Source organism: Thalassospiraceae bacterium LMO-JJ14, from assembly GCA_021555105.2.
GTDB lineage: Bacteria > Pseudomonadota > Alphaproteobacteria > Rhodospirillales > Casp-alpha2 > UBA4479.
Window position 1 is genome coordinate 1,347,066 of the sequence record CP134604.1, and the last position, 16,299, is coordinate 1,363,364.

Annotated in this window: 13 protein-coding genes; 7 read left to right on the forward strand and 6 right to left on the reverse strand. The window is 56.7% G+C overall.

Annotated features, from left to right (window positions below; all coding sequences use genetic code 11):
* Nucleotides 1-109 precede the first annotated feature (109 nt).
* Entirely contained in the window at nt 110-2,389 is a 2,280-nt protein-coding gene (locus L2D14_06580; protein WNK01085.1) for an NADP-dependent malic enzyme, read from the reverse strand.
* A gap of 127 nt (nt 2,390-2,516) precedes the next feature.
* Here L2D14_06580 and L2D14_06585 point away from each other — a divergent pair, with 127 nt between their 5' ends.
* From L2D14_06585 to L2D14_06595, 3 genes are all read left to right on the forward strand, one after another.
* A complete protein-coding gene (locus tag L2D14_06585) occupies nt 2,517-3,254 on the forward strand; it encodes a glycerophosphodiester phosphodiesterase family protein (protein WNK01086.1) in 738 nt (245 codons plus the stop codon).
* 106 nt (nt 3,255-3,360) lie between these two features.
* Complete coding sequence (locus L2D14_06590) at nt 3,361-4,659, forward strand: nucleoside recognition domain-containing protein (GenBank protein ID WNK01087.1); 1,299 nt, start codon at nt 3,361-3,363, stop codon at nt 4,657-4,659.
* Nucleotides 4,659-5,627: a DMT family transporter gene (locus tag L2D14_06595; GenBank protein WNK01088.1), complete on the forward strand. Its 969-nt coding sequence runs from the start codon at nt 4,659-4,661 to the stop codon at nt 5,625-5,627. Before L2D14_06590 ends, L2D14_06595 begins: the two co-directional genes overlap by 1 nt.
* Before the next feature lie 5 nt (nt 5,628-5,632).
* On the opposite strand, the gene L2D14_06600 is transcribed toward L2D14_06595, so the two are convergent.
* A complete protein-coding gene (locus L2D14_06600) occupies nt 5,633-8,575 on the reverse strand; it encodes an SPOR domain-containing protein (GenBank protein ID WNK01089.1) in 2,943 nt (980 codons plus the stop codon).
* Between the two features lie 580 nt (nt 8,576-9,155).
* On the opposite strand from L2D14_06600, the gene L2D14_06605 reads away from it, so the two are divergent.
* The 3 genes from L2D14_06605 to L2D14_06615 all read left to right on the forward strand — a co-directional run bounded on the left by L2D14_06605 (nt 9,156) and on the right by L2D14_06615 (nt 11,458).
* A complete protein-coding gene (locus tag L2D14_06605) occupies nt 9,156-9,653 on the forward strand; it encodes a DUF4402 domain-containing protein (protein WNK01090.1) in 498 nt (165 codons plus the stop codon).
* A 190-nt stretch (nt 9,654-9,843) separates the two neighbouring features.
* Nucleotides 9,844-10,515, forward strand: a complete 672-nt coding sequence (locus tag L2D14_06610; GenBank protein WNK01091.1) for a hypothetical protein — start codon at nt 9,844-9,846, stop codon at nt 10,513-10,515.
* 55 nt (nt 10,516-10,570) lie between these two features.
* Nucleotides 10,571-11,458 carry a hypothetical protein gene (locus tag L2D14_06615; protein WNK01092.1) on the forward strand — a complete coding sequence of 296 codons (888 nt, stop codon included), beginning with the start codon at nt 10,571-10,573 and terminating at the stop codon, nt 11,456-11,458.
* A gap of 28 nt (nt 11,459-11,486) precedes the next feature.
* Here the strand turns inward: L2D14_06615 and L2D14_06620 are convergent, their stop codons facing one another.
* The 4 genes from L2D14_06620 to L2D14_06635 form a co-directional block, all read right to left on the reverse strand.
* Nucleotides 11,487-11,993 (reverse strand): DUF4402 domain-containing protein, encoded by a 507-nt coding sequence (locus tag L2D14_06620; protein ID WNK01093.1) that lies wholly within the window; start codon nt 11,991-11,993, stop codon nt 11,487-11,489.
* 117 nt (nt 11,994-12,110) lie between these two features.
* On the reverse strand, nt 12,111-12,860 hold the full coding sequence (locus tag L2D14_06625; protein ID WNK01094.1) for a helix-turn-helix domain-containing protein: 750 nt from the start codon (nt 12,858-12,860) through the stop codon (nt 12,111-12,113).
* Nucleotides 12,861-12,977: 117 nt separating this feature from the next.
* Nucleotides 12,978-13,832 (reverse strand): universal stress protein, encoded by an 855-nt coding sequence (locus tag L2D14_06630; GenBank protein ID WNK01095.1) that lies wholly within the window; start codon nt 13,830-13,832, stop codon nt 12,978-12,980.
* 133 nt (nt 13,833-13,965) lie between these two features.
* A complete protein-coding gene (locus tag L2D14_06635) occupies nt 13,966-15,000 on the reverse strand; it encodes an outer membrane beta-barrel protein (GenBank protein ID WNK01096.1) in 1,035 nt (344 codons plus the stop codon).
* A 552-nt stretch (nt 15,001-15,552) separates the two neighbouring features.
* On the opposite strand from L2D14_06635, the gene L2D14_06640 reads away from it, so the two are divergent.
* Complete coding sequence (locus L2D14_06640; protein WNK01097.1) at nt 15,553-16,251, forward strand: GntR family transcriptional regulator; 699 nt, start codon at nt 15,553-15,555, stop codon at nt 16,249-16,251.
* Nucleotides 16,252-16,299: the final 48 nt, after the last annotated feature.

Genomic DNA, 16,299 nt, shown 5'->3' on the forward strand with positions numbered 1-16,299 from the left:
TTCACCGGATGGAAGAGAAAATCTCTGCGAATCCGGTGAATAACACTATATTTTGTCTTGGGTACTTTAACCAAACACATTTTATGGAATTGTTAACGCGCTGGCGATCTTAGCTTTTTTTGCTGTTTTGGGAGTCGAGCACGGCCACCGCACTCATGTTGTAGATGCCGCGGGATGTGACGGCCGGTGAAAGAATATGCGCCGGTTGTGAAACACCGACGAGGATCGGCCCGACCGATAGACCGTCACCAAGCATTTTCAACAGATTGAATGAAGTATTCGCAGCGTCGATGTTCGGGAAAACCAGCATATTCGCGGCCCCGCTGAGGCGTGCGTGCGGGAAAATCCGCTTGCGCAGTTCCTCATCCAGGGCGGTGTCGCCTTTCATCTCGCCTTCGACCTCGAAATCGAGGTCCTTTTCCATCAACAATGCCATGGCGGCGCGCATTTTTTCCGCGGACGGGCATTTGCCGCTGCCGAAGTTTGAATGCGACAGCAGCGCCACCTTGGGAATCATGCCGAAGCGTTTGACGGTTTCAGCCCCCAATTGCGTCATCTCGGCGATTTCTTCGGGCGTCGGGTCCGGGGTGACATGCGTGTCGCAAAGAAAGTACGTCCCCTTGCTGAGGATCAGGGCGCTGAGTGAACTGACATCGCACACGCCCTTGGCCCGGCCGATGATGTCGAGGACGTATTTCAGGTGCCACTCATATTGACCATAAGTGCCGCAGATCATGGCGTCGGCTTCGCCGCGCTTCAGCATTAAAGAAGCAATCGCCGTGGTGTTGGTCCTGATAATGGTTTTGGCTTCGTCGATGGTGACGCCTTTGCGCTCGGTCAGTTCGTGATACAGGCTCCAGTATTCCTCGTAGCGGGGATCATCGAGCGGGTTGGTGATGCCGAAGTGGATATCCGGTTGAATTCTGAGACCCAGCCTCTCGATCCGCTTGGCGATGACGTCCGGACGACCGACAAGGTGCGGCCGGGCCAGCCGGTCGTCGACCAGTGCCTGTACGGCGCGGAGGACACGTTCATCTTCGCCCTCGGCAAAAACGATTCGTCTGGGATCGCGGCGGGCATGCTCCAAAATCGGCTTCATCAGCATGCCGGAGCGGAACACGAACCCGGCCAGTTTTTCGCGGTAGGCGTCAAAATCGACAATCGGCCGGGTGGCGACGCCGGTATCCATTGCCGCCTTGGCGACGGCAGGCGCGATTTCGGAAATCAGACGTGGGTCGAACGGTTTCGGGATCAGGTACTCCGGCCCGAATACCAGCCGTTCGCCGGCATAGGCGTCGGCGACCCTTTCCGAACTTTCGGCCATCGCCAGATCGGCGATCGCCTTGACCGCAGCCTGTTTCATTTCCTCGTTCACGTCGGTGGCACCGCAATCCAGTGCGCCCCGGAAAATGAACGGGAAACAAAGCACATTGTTGACCTGATTGGGATAGTCCGAACGGCCGGTCGCCATGATCACGTCGGGATTGGCTTTCTTGGCAACGTCGGGATCGATTTCCGGATTCGGGTTGGCAAGGGCCAGGATAAACGGCTTCGGATCCATTCTTTCGACCATCTCGGGTTTCAGAATGCCGGCTGCCGACAAACCCAAAAAGACATCCGCGCCGTCAACCACATCGCCCAGTGTGCGCAGGTCGGATTTCTGCGCATAGCGGGATTTGCGGTCGTTCATCTGTTCTTCGCGGCCTTCGTAGACAAGTCCGACCTGATCGACGAGCCAGATGTTCTCGGTTTTGACGCCCATAGAAACCAACAGGTCGAGACATGCGATCCCGGCAGCGCCGCCGCCGGTTGAGACCAGTTTGATGTCCTCGAATTTTTTGTTCTGTAGCCTGAGTCCGTTCAGGATAGCAGCGGCACAGACGATGGCGGTGCCGTGCTGGTCGTCATGGAAGACCGGGATGTTCATGCGCTTGCGGAGTTCTTCCTCGACGATAAAGCATTCCGGCGCGCGGATATCTTCAAGGTTGATGGCGCCGAAAGTCGGTTCCAGGGGGGCGATGACTTCCACCAGTTTATAGGGGTCCAGCTCGTTCACCTCGATATCGAAGCAGTCGATGTTGGCAAATTTCTTGAACAGGACGGCCTTGCCTTCCATCACCGGCTTCGATGCTTCAGCACCGATCGGACCCAGGCCGAGGACGGCCGTGCCGTTGGTGATGACCGCAACCAGATTGGCGCGGTTGGTCAGTGCATAGGACTCCATGGCGTCGTCGACAATGGCATTACAAGCGGCGGCAACGCCCGGTGAATATGCCAGCGCCAGGTCGCGCTGGGTCGCCAATGGTTTGGTCGGTTGAATCTGAAGCTTTCCGGCAGGTGCCTGTCGGTGATATTCGAGTGCCCGTTCGTCGAGTGATTTGTCGGACATTGAGCTTGGTCTCCCGCTATTAAGTTTGTCCTGTTGAGCATAGGTTGATCGGTTGCAGGCGCTGGGGCAACCTGAATTAAAGGTTTCTTGTATCTCAATGAATATACGCGATTAAGTAGTGGTTGAAATGACAGACACTTCTTCAAATGTCCCATTCGTAATCGGTCACCGTGGCGCTGCGGGGCTGGCGCCGGAGAATACGCTGATCAGCCTACGCCGCGCCCGCCTCGAGGGGGCGGCATGGGTTGAATTCGACATCATGCTGAGCGCCGATGGCGTGGCGATACTTTTCCATGACGATAAACTCGATCGCACAACCAGCGGCAAGGGACCTGTTGCCCGCCAGAACTTCGATCAAATCCGGCGGTTGGAAGCAGGTGCGTGGTTCGGTGCATCTTATGCCGGGACCCGTGTGCCCACTTTTGCGGAAGCGATGCAGACACTTGCAGATGAGGGCCTTGGCGCCAATGTGGAGATCAAGCCATACCCCGGGCTGGTCCGTGAAACGGCAATTGCGACCTGCAAATTGATAGCCGAAGCCTGGCCGTCCGGCGTACCGGGGCCTGTGATTTCCAGTTTCGAACAGGATGCCATGGCGGTGGCGCGCGATATGCTGCCGGATTCGGCGCGTGCCATGCTGTTCGGCAAGTTGCCGAAAAACTGGAAGGATATCGTTGCCGCGTTGGATTGCCGTGCCGTGCATGCATCGAATCGGCATGTCACCGAACAGGTTGTCCGCGATGTTACGAGTGCGGGGTTCCCGCTCAGAATTTACACGGTCAACGACCCGGCGCGTGCGAAAACATTGCGTGAGTGGGGCGTATCCTCGGTGTTTACCGATCGCCCGGACCTGATCAAGGACTAGGGCACTTTCCACCATTGCGTCGATGCTGACTTTCCGCAACCATGACCCCGGGAGTACATAGCCGACTCCGTGTCGGCTCTGCGGGATCGAAAAGCGGAATAAATCCTTGAACGGCATTTTCTTTGCCATAGTTGCTATTGCCTTCGCCGTGGCGGCGTATCGTCAGGTGAATTTCACGGCACCGGACGCTGGCGATGTCGATGCGCCGATGGATGCGCTCGGCAAGGCGATGATCGGCACCGCCGGCGATGCCGTGACATTGGCTATCGGCTTGGTCGGCGTGATGGCGCTGTTTCTCGGCCTGATGAAAATCGCCGAGCGTGCCGGTTTGCTTCTGGTCGTTGCCCGTACCCTGCAGCCCTTGATGACGCGGTTGTTTCCGGGTGTCCCCGCCGAGCATCCGGCAATGGGGGCGATGATCATGAATTTGTCGGCAAATGTCCTTGGTCTTGGCAATGCCGCGACGCCGTTCGGTATCCGGGCCATGGAACATCTGGATACCCTGAACGGCGACAAGGGGAAGGCAACCGATGCCATGATCCTGTTTCTTGCCGTCAACACATCAAGTGTCACTTTGTTGCCGACCGGGGTCATTGCACTTCGCGCCGCCGCCGGTTCGACGGACCCTGCGGGTATCGTGCCGACGACGTTATTCGCGACACTGGTTTCGACCACCGTCGCCATTCTGACAGCCAAGCTCTGCGCGCGTCTTTTTGCATCGTCGGCACCGCCGCACGTTAATCACGATTCAGATACTGCCGCAGCTGAAAAAGACGACGATGACCTGCCACCGCCGCCAAGTGAAGGCTATCCCATCTGGATTTCCGCCCTGGCACTCGGGTGTGTCTTGGCATTGGTACCGTTGACGATATTTTACGGCCGCAGCTTTGCCCCATGGATCGTTCCGGGACTGATGATTGGATTTCTGGCGCTGGGAATGTGGAAGAAAGTGCCGGTTTATGAATGCTTCGTCGAAGGGGCCAAGGATGGCTTCAATGTCGCGTTGCGCATCATTCCTTATCTGGTGGCGATACTGGTTGCCGTGTCGATGTTCCGCAACTCCGGCGCCCTGGAATTGCTGATTACGCCGCTGGGGGCGGTAACGGAACTCGTCGGACTGCCTGCGGATGCGCTGCCGATGGCGTTGCTGCGGCCGCTCTCCGGTTCCGGCGCTTACGGTATTCTGGCGTCGATCATCAATGACCCTGCCGTCGGCCCCGACAGTTATACCGGCTATCTGGTCTCGACCTTCCAGGGATCGACGGAAACCACGTTTTACGTGATTGCCGTTTATTTCGGTGCCGTGCAGATCAGGCGGTTGCGCTATGCCCTGATCCCGGCTCTGACAGCCGATGCCGCCGGGATTGCGGCGGCTGTCTTTATCGTCGCCGTGCTGTACGGATAATGAAGAACCCGCTCGCCCATCCGACGGACCCGACACCTAATCTGTCTGTTGAGCCGCCCCGCAAGCCCGGCGGTGCTCGCGATACGGATTCGCCGGGGAAGGCAATCCTCTGCGCGCTCGCAGGCGGCGCTGTGCTGACCCTTAATGACGGGTTGGTGAAAACGCTGACGGCCGATTTTCCGGTGGGCCAGGTGCTGGCCTTGCGGGGTTTGATTATGTACATCTTGATTTTCACTTTGGCGGTTCGTTTGGGCGGCGTTCATACCGCGTGGCAGATCAAAAGCTGGAAGGGGCAAGGACTGCGCGGGGTATGTGTTATCGGCGGTTCGTTTTCATTCGTGACCGGGCTTTCGTATCTGCCTCTGGCTGACAACATTGCCATCGCCTTCGCCGGCCCGTTGTTCGTGACCCTGATGGCGCCCGTGATGTTGGGCGAACATGTCGGCTGGCGCCGATGGGCAGCGGTGCTCGTCGGTTTTGTCGGCGTCCTGGTGATCGTTCGTCCCAGCTCCTCGGCATTTCAGTGGGTTGCGATATTTCCCTTGATGGCGTCTTTCCTGGGTGGGATGCGCGATGTATTGACACGCAAGATGGCGGCCAGTGAGACAACGGTGGCGGTGTTGTTCGTAACGACGACGTCCGTCGTCGGTGCCGGGTTCGTCTCGTATTTTTTTACCGACTGGATGCCTATAGAGACGCATCATCTTAAATATTATCTCGGCAGCGGCTTATTGATCGGTGTCGCACACTATCTGATTATCGAATCATTCCGACTTGGCGAGGCGGCACTGGTCTCGCCGTTCAAGTACAGCAACATACTTTGGGCGGTCCTTTTCGGATATCTTCTGTTCGGCGATCTGCCGGATGGCGCCACGCTATTGGGCGCGTTTATCGTCAGCATGTGCGGTTTGTACATTTTGCACCGTGAACGTCTGCGGTCCCGCGCGGCCCGCCAAACGCAAACCTGACCCTTTTATTTGATCGAGATATTGAGCGGGTTGCAGAACGTGTCGCCGAAGCGCGCGCGCAGTTCGATGCAGGCGTTCTCGGCGGCGTCGCGGCTCGGGAACGGCAGCGCATAAAGATCGACATACCTGGCGCGGTTGTCCTGCGCCGGTGTCTCCGGGAACTCGGCGGTGACGTCCTGGAAAATCTCGGGCAGCGCCGATCTGATCTCGTCCCAAGCCTTGCGGGCTTCATCGGCGCTCGCAAACGATGCCAGAAGCACGCGGGCTTCAAGCTTGCCTTCGGCGGCTTCGCCGATGACGAAGTCCTCGCCATTTAGAATGGTACCGTCCTGGCCAATTATTATATTGCGTGGCTCGACGTCCGGCAGTTGCAGGCGCGCAAGCTGTTCGGGGTCTATCCTGAGCTGATAAGTCCCCGGACGGATGAATTCGAGGAGATAGAAGCCGTCGTACTGTGAGCGGACTTCCTGAGCGATATCACCGTTGCTGTCGACAAGCTGAACAATGACATCGGATACAGGTTTCGACCATTTGCCGTCACGGCGGTAAATCACACCATCGATTTCGCCGGTCGTGACGACGGCAAAATCCACATGACCCGGGACGCCTGGCCGCAAGGTCACTTCGACACCTTCAGGAGTCGGGATCCAATAAGGGTCTTCGAGAGTTCCTTTGTCGATCTCGAAGTTGACCGGCTCAAACGTGTCGAGCGAGGTAATGAACGCAATGCCGTCGGCATTCGTTTGTTGTTTCAGCTTGGTGCGGCCGGAAGCAAAGCTGACGCCTTCAAGCGGTTCGTCGACACCTTCTGTAAAGGTGCCGTTGCCGTCCAGATCCCTAAACACGCGGGCTGTCATGGTGCCGCGCTCGGCAGTGGCCTTCGATGCCACGCGCAGGCCGCCGTCAGCGGCGTCCTTGCCCCATGAGTAAGAAAGCTTGAGCTTGGCCGAATAATTACCGCCGGTGTCATATGTGCCTTCGAGGCCTGCAGCGACGATCTCGAAGTCGGAGTTGACGCCTGCCGTATAGGACGTCAGTCCGGAATCGGTCAGTTCCTTGGAGATGCCGGCGCGTGCATTAAGGCTCGAATTCAGTTTCCAGTCTCCCGACAGGGCAACGGTGGTCAAAGCTGGTTCGGGCATGGCGTCGTATGCAAGCTGGCCACGGGTCCGAAGGTTGCCGATGGAGCCGCCGACCTGGAAGGTACCCGCAGCGGTTTTCGTATCCTCGCTTTCGGCAGGATCGGTGAGCGTCAGATTGAGTGTATTGGAAATCGATGCCCGCCCGATGGCCGTGGATAAGCGGTTTTGCAGGGTTGTCGTCTTGTCGCGGGACTTGAAGTTCTCATGAGTGACATTCAGGGCATAGGGAATATGCGGTAAAAGATCAGAGCGGATTACGCCGTCTATTCTGAGCCGGGTTTCAGATTCCAGCGGATCGGTTTCGTTGTCGTATTCTTCGCTCAGGAAATCGTTCAGAATCGTGTGTTCTGCGAACACGCTAACGCCGAACAACTGGGTCTGTCCCGATAGCGTTCCGGCCCAGCCGCCCTTAATATCCTTGGTCAGGTCCGTACGGAGATAGACCGGCCCCAGCGATGTTACGACATTGCCACCCGTGTACATTTTGTGGCCGCCTTCGAACGGGATGCTGGCAAAGTTTGTGCCGACGGACAGGTTTTTGTTGATGCCGTACTTGTACTGCGCCGCGTAACGGGATTTCCCCTGGAATCCGTCGCTGTTGTTGTCTTCGTCGTCGCCCATGAGCGTGAGACGGTTTTGCTGGTTGTACGACACATTGTAGGTGTGTGAACCGGGTTTGATCTGGTCCGGGCCGACGCGGATCTGCTGTATTTCCTCACGTTGCTGGCCTTGCGGGCCATAAAATACCAGCTTGATGACGTTGACGCCGAACAGCAGCGGCACATCCTCGAACAGATACCGGCCGTCGTCCTGGGATTCACGGAAATCGAGAAGAATTTCGTTTCGGTACAGTTCGACTTCCCAGCCAAGCTGCAGATCGCCTTGCAGGGTGATGCGGTCGAATTCCGTTTCGTCGCCGATCGGGGTGTTGGAAATGCTGAAGCCGCGGCCGAGCTTGGTGCGGGTCATGTGCGCGATTTGAGGGCCGTAAATGTCGCCGACAGCAAACTTGGTCGCATCGAGTTTTCCAAGCAGACCGCCATCCACATCCTGGCGGCCCAATTTAATGCGCGCGACCTTGAGCCGGTCGTCCTGAGTGCCGGACAGGAAAACATCTGCATTGAGTTTGACCAGATCCGCGGTCGCCAGGGTTGTGTAGTTCCTGCTGAGCGTTGGACCTTCGTCACTGGAACTCACGGTAAAATCAAGCGTTGTGTCGGATACCGGCCAGGTGATCCATTTGTAAGGGACCTCAAGCTTGTCGTATGTGCGGCCCTTACCGCCACGCTGTCCGAAAATCCTCTTGCGCCGTTGTTCTCGTTGCAGCCGGGCTTCGATCGGCAACGGTTCACGGGATTCGATATTCAAGATCAGGTTCGGGATATCGTACTCGATATCGATCGGGAACCATGTCGACAGGGTGCGGACATCGACATAGATGTCGTCGGGCAACTGTTCGACGAAAGCGGGATCGACGGGGCGGACCTCCCCGGCGATCACGACTTTGCTGGCTGCGAGATCAAGCGAAAACAACCTGTTCTCGTCAAGGAACCAGCCCTGTGCACGTCCGTTTTCAGCGTCAACAGTGATGGGAAACTCCAACGCTTCAACGACGTCAGTTAACGGCAGGATAAGACTACCCTGCTTGGGGAAACCGAAAATTGCATCGCGCAGAATGATCTTTCCAAGAGTCATCTGCAGGATCAGCAATTCCTCGTCACTGCGTTCGGCAGTTTTGAAAGGGGTTTCGGCTTCGGGGACCTGCGCAACGTATGAAGAAACATCCAGGGTGGACGAATACTTCACCGTTTTTGCAAGGCCGGGAGCGGGCGCAAAAAGAATGGCCGCAATGAAAATCATTGCAACCAGCACAACAGGTCCGGAGACAAGTCTATCCAGTCGTAATGCGGATATGAGCAAACGTCCCGCCGAAGGCAGGGCAAGTGCTGTCTCTGTCGTGTGCCGCCGGCACGGTGTAACCACCGCGCCGGAATGCGGCACGTTTACTTTTTGCAACCTCAAACGAACTCCCATCATGTTCGTTGACTGAGTAATGCACATCAACGTGCCACCCGCCGCCACCGGGAGGTCGACACGGGCCCCGAAGGGCGCGTCTCCCGTACACAGGCATTTGCAAGTGCCTGCGCGGCAAAAGGATGACAAAGCTAGTTTGCGGCGAGTTTGGTTAAGGCCGGCTTAAGGGCTTTTGGGGGTGTTGTCAGGTTTCTGTAAGGTTTTGAAAAACTTCACTTTTTTAGAATCTGTCATGTTTGTGTCAGTAATCATCGTTAGAAAGGCGATACATATTGAGGGATGGGGCCGCTAGGCCCTTTAGTTATGTCATTTTTGCCCCGGCAATCCGGGTATGAGTAAAGGAAACTGTGAAATGAAGATCAGAAAAATTCTTGCAGTGGCTGCCTTGGTTGCCATGTTCGCCGCACCTGCTTCCGTCAAAGCCGCAAGCGATACCGCCAGCGCATCGGCAACGATTGCCGCCGCCGTGACGGTCACCAAGGTCAGCGACCTTGAATTCGGCCTTATCTCCCCGACGGGGACGGCGGGTACCGTGACCATCTCCGACGCCGGTGCACGCACGGGCGATGCCAACGTCGTTCTGCAGTCCGGCACCACGCCGTCGCAGGCCTCGTTCAACGTCAGCGGTTCCGCCAGCCAGGCGATCACCGTGACGATCCCGTCGACCGCCGTTCTGACCGGTTCCGGGACCGATATGACCGCCACCCTGAGCCAGACCGAAGCCGGTTCGCAGACCCTTGACGGTAGCGGTGCATTCACCGTTGACGTCGGCGCAACGCTTGCCGTTGGTGCGAACCAGGGTGCAGGCGCATACTCCGGCAGCTTCGATGTGACGGTTGTCTACAACTGATTTTGCCCAACCCGGGGATTATCCGTTAAAAAGCTTTAAAAGCCGCCGGAGAAATTATGCTCCGGCGGCTTTTCGATTCTGTGTTAACCTCTTGTTCGGAAAAAGTTAATACGTTCAGATCAATGCGGTTTTTATTGGCCCGAATCACGATTTCATGTATTGTCGCGTTGAACAGAATGAAGGTGGTGCGTTGAAAAAGACGCCAATAGGTATAGTCAGCACCCTGTGTGCGCTCGGTTTGGTGGGCGGGATCGTCAGTCTTGATGCAACGTCCCTGCAGGCGGGGCCGACGCGCGATACAGCGACTATTTCGGTCACCATCCAGGCCGCCGCCAGCCTTGGCGTGACAAGAGTAACTCCGGTCACGACAGCAAAATCCGGGGGTATCCCGTCCATACCGGTCAGCACCACGTCCAATGTCGGCTACGACTCGTCGGCGTCCACGACTGCGGATGCAGGCACGGCTGCATCCACGGGTACATCGGCAACACCGGATCAGGCGGCCCGCACTTTTGCCGCGAACGGTGCATCGCCGATTTCGATCGGGCCCAGTGCCGCTGTTGCCGTTGCGGGTGCGCCAAATCAGACATTCAATGTAATTTTGCCGGGCAAGACATCCTTTGCCAGCGGCGGGAACGTCGTCAAGCTCAGCGGGTTTCAGCATAGCGCCGGCGCCACACCTGCGCTCGGCAGCGATGGGTCCGGTACGTTCAGCATCGGTGCCGCAGTAGACACCGCACCGGTGGCTGCCGGGGTCGCAGCCGGTGCAGGTGGCGGTATAGGAAACGGGCAACAGACGGTTCTGGCGGCAGCGTTTACTCAGAGTTCTCCTTTTGTAAATATCGTCGTTTCCTATAACTGAGGCTGCCGCATTTTCTGCGGACAATCATCCATCATGAGAAAAGGGGCCATAGCCAATGTCGCGAGAAAGAAATAGCGCCCGTTCGGTGCCGACACGCGCGATCCCCACGTTTTTACTGGGCGTGCTGACGGCTGCGCTTACCGCATCCGTTTCGTTCGGGCCGCTTACCGCACAGGCACAAGGCGCCGGAGACCTGGTTGTGTCGCCGACGCGTGTTGTCCTCGAGGGCCGGACGCGTTCCGCCCAACTGGGTCTGGTCAATAAAGGCTCGGGAACCGCGACATACCGTATTTCCGTCATTAACATGCATATGGGCGAGAACGGGAGCATGACCGAAGTCGCGAAACCGGTTGACGGTCAACAGTTTGCCGACAAACTTTTTCGCTATTCACCGCGTCAGGTGACGCTAGAGCCCGGCGCTTCGCAGGCAATCCGGCTACTGCTGCGCAAGCCCAAGGACCTGCCGGATGGTGAATACCGTTCACATATCATGATGCGCGCCGTGCCTGATGCTGCGGGACAAAGCGTCGAGAGCACCGGCGACGGCGCTACGGTGCGATTGATTCCGGTATTCGGAATCGCTGTGCCGATTATCGTCCGGCACGGCAATGTCGAATACGACATGTCGCTGAGCGATATCTCGTTCGTGCCGGCAACGGAGCAGAATCCACTGCCGAAAATCCGTTTCAATCTGAACCGAACCGGTAATCGTTCTTCATACGGGGATCTGACGGCAACATTGATGGCTGGAGGCAAGGAAGTGGTCTTGTCTGAAATTTTCCGCCTTGCCGTATATACCCCGAATGCCAGCCGAACCGTTGAAATGTCGTTACGGGTGCCGGATGGGGTCAAGCTTTCCGGGAACACCATCAAGGTTACGTATAAGACGACTTCGGACGAGGGCGCGAAATTGCTCGCAGAAGGCTCGACCGTCCTTCCCTGAGGGGCTTGAGGCGGCCTGTTCCGGATCCTTACAAATATTCGACGATATACGTGAAGGTATTTTCGTCGTTGTAATTGCCTTTTGTCTGATCGGTTGAGATGTGCAGCGTCGCGCCGATGTTGATCGTCTTTTTACCGTCTTTTGAAAGCTTGACCGGGTTTGTCTTATCCATCGTGAAATTGTCGATCGTCATGTAATTGTTCGACGTGCCCTTGCGGATCGTTATCGATGATGGCAGCGAGACAATCACATACGCTTTGGGTTCGCCGACGATCTGAAACCGTGCGCGTTTAACTGTGCCACCGAAATTGGTGATCGCGCCGGACCAGGACACACTGTCCGCATCCGGGCTTAATACGACGGTGCCGCCGCCATCGATAGAAGCGGCAAATTCACCGAATTTCATATTGCGTTTGGGGACAAGCGTGATGGCGACCTGGGTTGTCGCAGGGCCGGGTGCGAAAACACAAAAGGCGACCGCAAGGCAAGCGGCACGTATCCAGGAGCGTTTTTTCCCCAATGATTTCGTCAGCATGTGAAGGTTATTCCCAAAAGAAGCATTCTATGCCGCCTTGTAGCATAGGAGCATGACATAAGCCTGACGAAAGCTACCTGGAAGCTGCTATCCGTCCGGTACAATACGATTAAAAAATCAGAAGCCTTCGGCGACCGAGGTCAAGCCGTCTTCGTCGAGGATTTCGATCTTGCGATCCCGGTCTCCACCGATCAGCCCGTCCTTGCGTAATCTGGAAAAGGTCCGGCTCACGGTTTCCGTCGTCAGGCCGAGGAAGTCGCCGATGTCGTCCCGGCTCATGGGGACGTCCACGGGATTTGCGCTCACGCCACGTTCACCGGCACGCCGCGCCAGCATCAAAAGAAATGTGGCGACCCGTTCGTGTGCGGTTTTGCGGCCGAGCAACAGGAGTTGTCCCTGAACTTCGGCAAGAGCCTCGGAGGCCATATCATGCAGGCGTCTTTCGAGATTTGGAATGGACCCGGCAAGCTTTTCCAGTTCACGGCGTTCCATACGGCACACGTTTGCCTGTGTAACGGCCTCGACACTGCTCGGGTTGGTTTCGGATCGGGCAAGGCCCAGGAAATCACCGGGGAACAGGAAGCCGATAATCTGGCGGCGGCCATCCGGCAGGAGCTTGAAACATTTAAGGCATCCGTTCGTCACTGAGAAGACATGCGTTTCAGGTTCGCCTTCGTCCACCAGATGATCGCCGGGCTGGAGAATGACATTCTTCATGACGCCGCCGAAACGCGAAAGCTCGGCCGGAGCCAGTGCGCCGCATACCGCGTGTTCGCGGACCTGACATGCCGCACACGGGGTTTCCGCGGCTTCTCCACGCGGGATTGCCGGTTTCAGGGCAGGGCTTTTTTGCGGCGAGCCGGACATCTGTAAATCCGTTCCCTCTCGGCTTCGGGACCCCCATCATAGATAAATATATTCAGGGTTTCCAGACTTGCCTTGAGAAGGAGTTACAGTCCTTGAAAAAAATGGTTGCAGCGGCACTCAGTGCGAAACAAGCAGGGGAATGTCAGCTTTCGACATCACCGTACGGGTGACGCCGCCAAACATATATTCAGCAACGGCGCTGGTGCCGTAGGCTCCCATGACCAATAGTGCGTGGCCGTTCGTTCTGGCCGCCTCCAGCAGGGTATCGGCGACGTTCTCGCGGGTAGCGGAAATGGTGCGCGATACAGATTTGATGCCGTGTAATTGCAGATATTTTCCGACATCCATTGGGTCGGTTTTCGCATCCCCGTCAACCATTACATGAATGATTTCGACTTTGTTTGCGATCAGCATAAGCGGCAGGGCATTGCGAATGCTTTGTGCGGACTCCCTGGAGCCATCCCAGGCGACGGTTACGTGTCCACCGATGACGGGGCGTGGATATCGGCACGTGATCAAAACCGGCCTAGCGGTATCAAGGAGGGCCGCTTCAAGAGCGGCACTGTCCAGTCCGCCACTTTCAGCATTCGGAATGCCGATCACGATCAGATCGAACAGCCGCCCGCGCTCGGCGATTTCGCGGTTCTCATAGCCGATAACGGATTCTTTGGTCACGGCAAAAGTGGCGACCTCGTTGACGTCATCCGGCGATATGACAGGCAAGCCGGCGGCAATGACCGCCTGCTCGTACAAGGTGTCAAAATTACTGCGGCGATCATCGATGGACCGTTCCATATCAGTAATCATGCCCTCAATTATTTCAGGAGGTGCGGCATCAAGAACAGGGTAAATGCTATTAGCAGCCGGGGGCGTAATCTGCATGAGCGACGTTACGGCATTGAAGCGTTTGCCTAGCTCAATAGCCGTCGTGAGCACGGCCTTGCTCTCGACGCCACCATCGACGATCGCCATGATCGACCTGATATCCATGCCGGGCCTCCCATGATGGCCGCTATCCCCGGCCTGCCAAAATGGCACGACCTTTCATTGCCACATATTCTTGTCGGCAATGCGGCTTGTCGCATTGATTTACATCAAGGAGAAATCAGAACTGGAATCTAAGTCCGGCACGGAATTCATGTGCCAAAAGATCGTCATACTTGGTCGCTGTGGTGCCGCTGCCGTTGGTGAACGTACCATCCTGTTCGTACTGGCCAAGATTGATGAAACGGTAGCCGATATCCAGCGTGACCTGTTCGGAAATTTTCGATGCCAATCCGGCCATCGCGGCATATGTCAGATTATAGACCTGTGTTCCGCGCTCGGTATTGCCGCCCGCAGTCATGCTGTCCGTATCCAGCATGGAAATGCCGATCCCGGCACCGACATAAGGCGTGATGATATCGCTGCCGAGCCATTCATGCGCTTCGGAAATGTCATAATAGAGATTGAGCATGGCGCTGATGCTGTCGACCTCACCGGAAATAGTGTTGCCGGCACCATCGGTGCCGTCTATCGCCATTGGGGAACGATAGCTCAGCATGCCCTCGAGACGGACCTGTTCTTCGACCCGTGTCCCCATGCCTAGACTGATGAGGCCCGTATCCTGGGTTTCGCTAATGCGATGCGGGCCGTTGTTGCCGCTTCCGTCCGGGTTGGACGTCATGGCATATCCGCCATCGATGCGGAGATAAGGCCGGAACAAGGCGTCATCTGTGGACGCCATTTTTTCCTTCATGTCGGCAGCGGGCTTTGCTTTTGCCGCCGGTGCCGTTTCCGGCGTTGTTTGCTGAGCGGCTTGCGCCGGTGTCTTTGTGTCGTCTTCGGATTTGGCGGCCATCGGCTTGCTTTGTGCCTCTGCGGCGGGGACGGGTGCCGTTGCCGATTTATTGACCTCAAGGGCGGCCGGTTTTTTCAAGGGATCGCGTGATTCGGCCGTGGGCTGCGTCGGCACCATGTTGGTTCCGCTGTCGCGCAGTTCCTTTTCAGTGGCGACGTTGCTTTCATCGGCACCGGCGACTTCAATATGATAAGTGAAGGAGAAATCATTCTTGATGCGGTCTGACGCAGCAACGGCGCCGGTGGAATAGAGAACCGTCATTCCCAGTGCAAGCGCCGTCATTGGCCCAGTAATTTTCATCGTAACCCCGTTGTCCCAGTCTTTGGGCCGGCGCGAATCGTGCGACGCCCCTTGAGGGTAGAATCGCCTGAAGACGTAAAAACGTGGTTAACGTTCGGTATATATTCAGCAACGGGTTAGACGGTGGATACTGTAGAGTCGGAAGGCTTTTTAAGGATTGTTAAACGCAACGACCGTGAATATTGGCAGAATGGCACGCCAGCCAAGCGCGTTCCTGTCGAATTTCGAGCTTTATACCACAATTATCTAAAAAGACTCACTTCAGTAAAGTTATAGTGAGCAGATGTACGGAGGCAAAAATGATGCATATCCGATCTCCGACTTTCCGCCTCAGCCTCTGCACAGCCGTCAATGATTTGATGAAGGACGTTTGTATAACTTGATGCAATTCAAGGTAAGCGACGCAAGGTCTGGTTAAGTCTGCAAAGCAGGTCAAGTCTAGCCTGACAAAAATGGCGGCAATTAGCCAGAAGCAGACGTTCGACAATAGGGGTATTACGTCATCCGTATCTTCACGGTATGATGACCGGCAATCATAGGACGGAACCGGGAATGGCATCAAACAAGGATCAGGCGGAGCCCAGCTCGCCGACGCTCGGTGCGGAAGTATCCGTGCGCCTGCAGGAGGAAATTCTGGCTGGTAAATTTCAGCCGGGCGCAGCGTTGCGCGAGATCCCGCTAGCCGAAGAATACGGTGCATCCCGCCAGACCATGCGCGAAGCGCTCCGATCCCTGTCCGATCTTGGGCTGGTCGAGCTGCATGCGCGGCGCGGTGCACGTATTCCGACCATGTCGCCCAGCCGTGCGCGTGAAGTTTATACCCTGCGCGCTTTACTGGAGCCCTTCGCGCTTCGTGCATCGCTCGTCGAAGGACGGATCCGCCGTGCCGAGATGACCCGCATCGAGGCCGCTTATGATCACATGGTGGCCTGTGCCGAGAGCAATGACGTTGCGGCCCTGATTGAAGCCGACATGACGTTTCATTGGGAACTCTGTTCGCCCTGTAATCACGGCATGCTGCTCGAATTCCTGAAACGGCTCCAGAATGCCACACGGCAATCGATGGTCCATATGAAGGTTTACGGTTCCGACGCCGAAGGCGAGGTCGAATCTCATGCGCCGATATTGCGCGCGGTGCGCGAACGCGATGCCGACGGTGCGGCGCAGGCCATGCGTGAGCATATCAACGCACATGGTGAACGGTTGCTCATCAAGTTGCTTGAAACAGATCCGGAAGAGGGCCATTCGTAGAATTTTGTCGACAACCACCCTCGACAAGCAGTTGCCGCATCACCCCCG

Bases quoted from the DNA above. Each gene is read 5' to 3' on its own strand.
- L2D14_06580 (WNK01085.1), bottom strand. From the start codon at position 2,389: ATGTCCGACAAATCACTCGACGAACGGGCACTCGAATATCACCGACAG.
- L2D14_06585 (WNK01086.1), top strand. From the start codon at position 2,517: ATGACAGACACTTCTTCAAATGTCCCATTCGTAATCGGTCACCGTGGC.
- L2D14_06595 (WNK01088.1), top strand. From the start codon at position 4,659: ATGAAGAACCCGCTCGCCCATCCGACGGACCCGACACCTAATCTGTCT.
- L2D14_06605 (WNK01090.1), top strand. From the start codon at position 9,156: ATGAAGATCAGAAAAATTCTTGCAGTGGCTGCCTTGGTTGCCATGTTC.
- L2D14_06615 (WNK01092.1), top strand. From the start codon at position 10,571: ATGTCGCGAGAAAGAAATAGCGCCCGTTCGGTGCCGACACGCGCGATC.
- L2D14_06620 (WNK01093.1), bottom strand. From the start codon at position 11,993: ATGCTGACGAAATCATTGGGGAAAAAACGCTCCTGGATACGTGCCGCT.
- L2D14_06625 (WNK01094.1), bottom strand. From the start codon at position 12,860: ATGTCCGGCTCGCCGCAAAAAAGCCCTGCCCTGAAACCGGCAATCCCG.
- L2D14_06630 (WNK01095.1), bottom strand. From the start codon at position 13,832: ATGGCGATCGTCGATGGTGGCGTCGAGAGCAAGGCCGTGCTCACGACG.
- L2D14_06635 (WNK01096.1), bottom strand. From the start codon at position 15,000: ATGAAAATTACTGGGCCAATGACGGCGCTTGCACTGGGAATGACGGTT.
- L2D14_06640 (WNK01097.1), top strand. From the start codon at position 15,553: ATGGCATCAAACAAGGATCAGGCGGAGCCCAGCTCGCCGACGCTCGGT.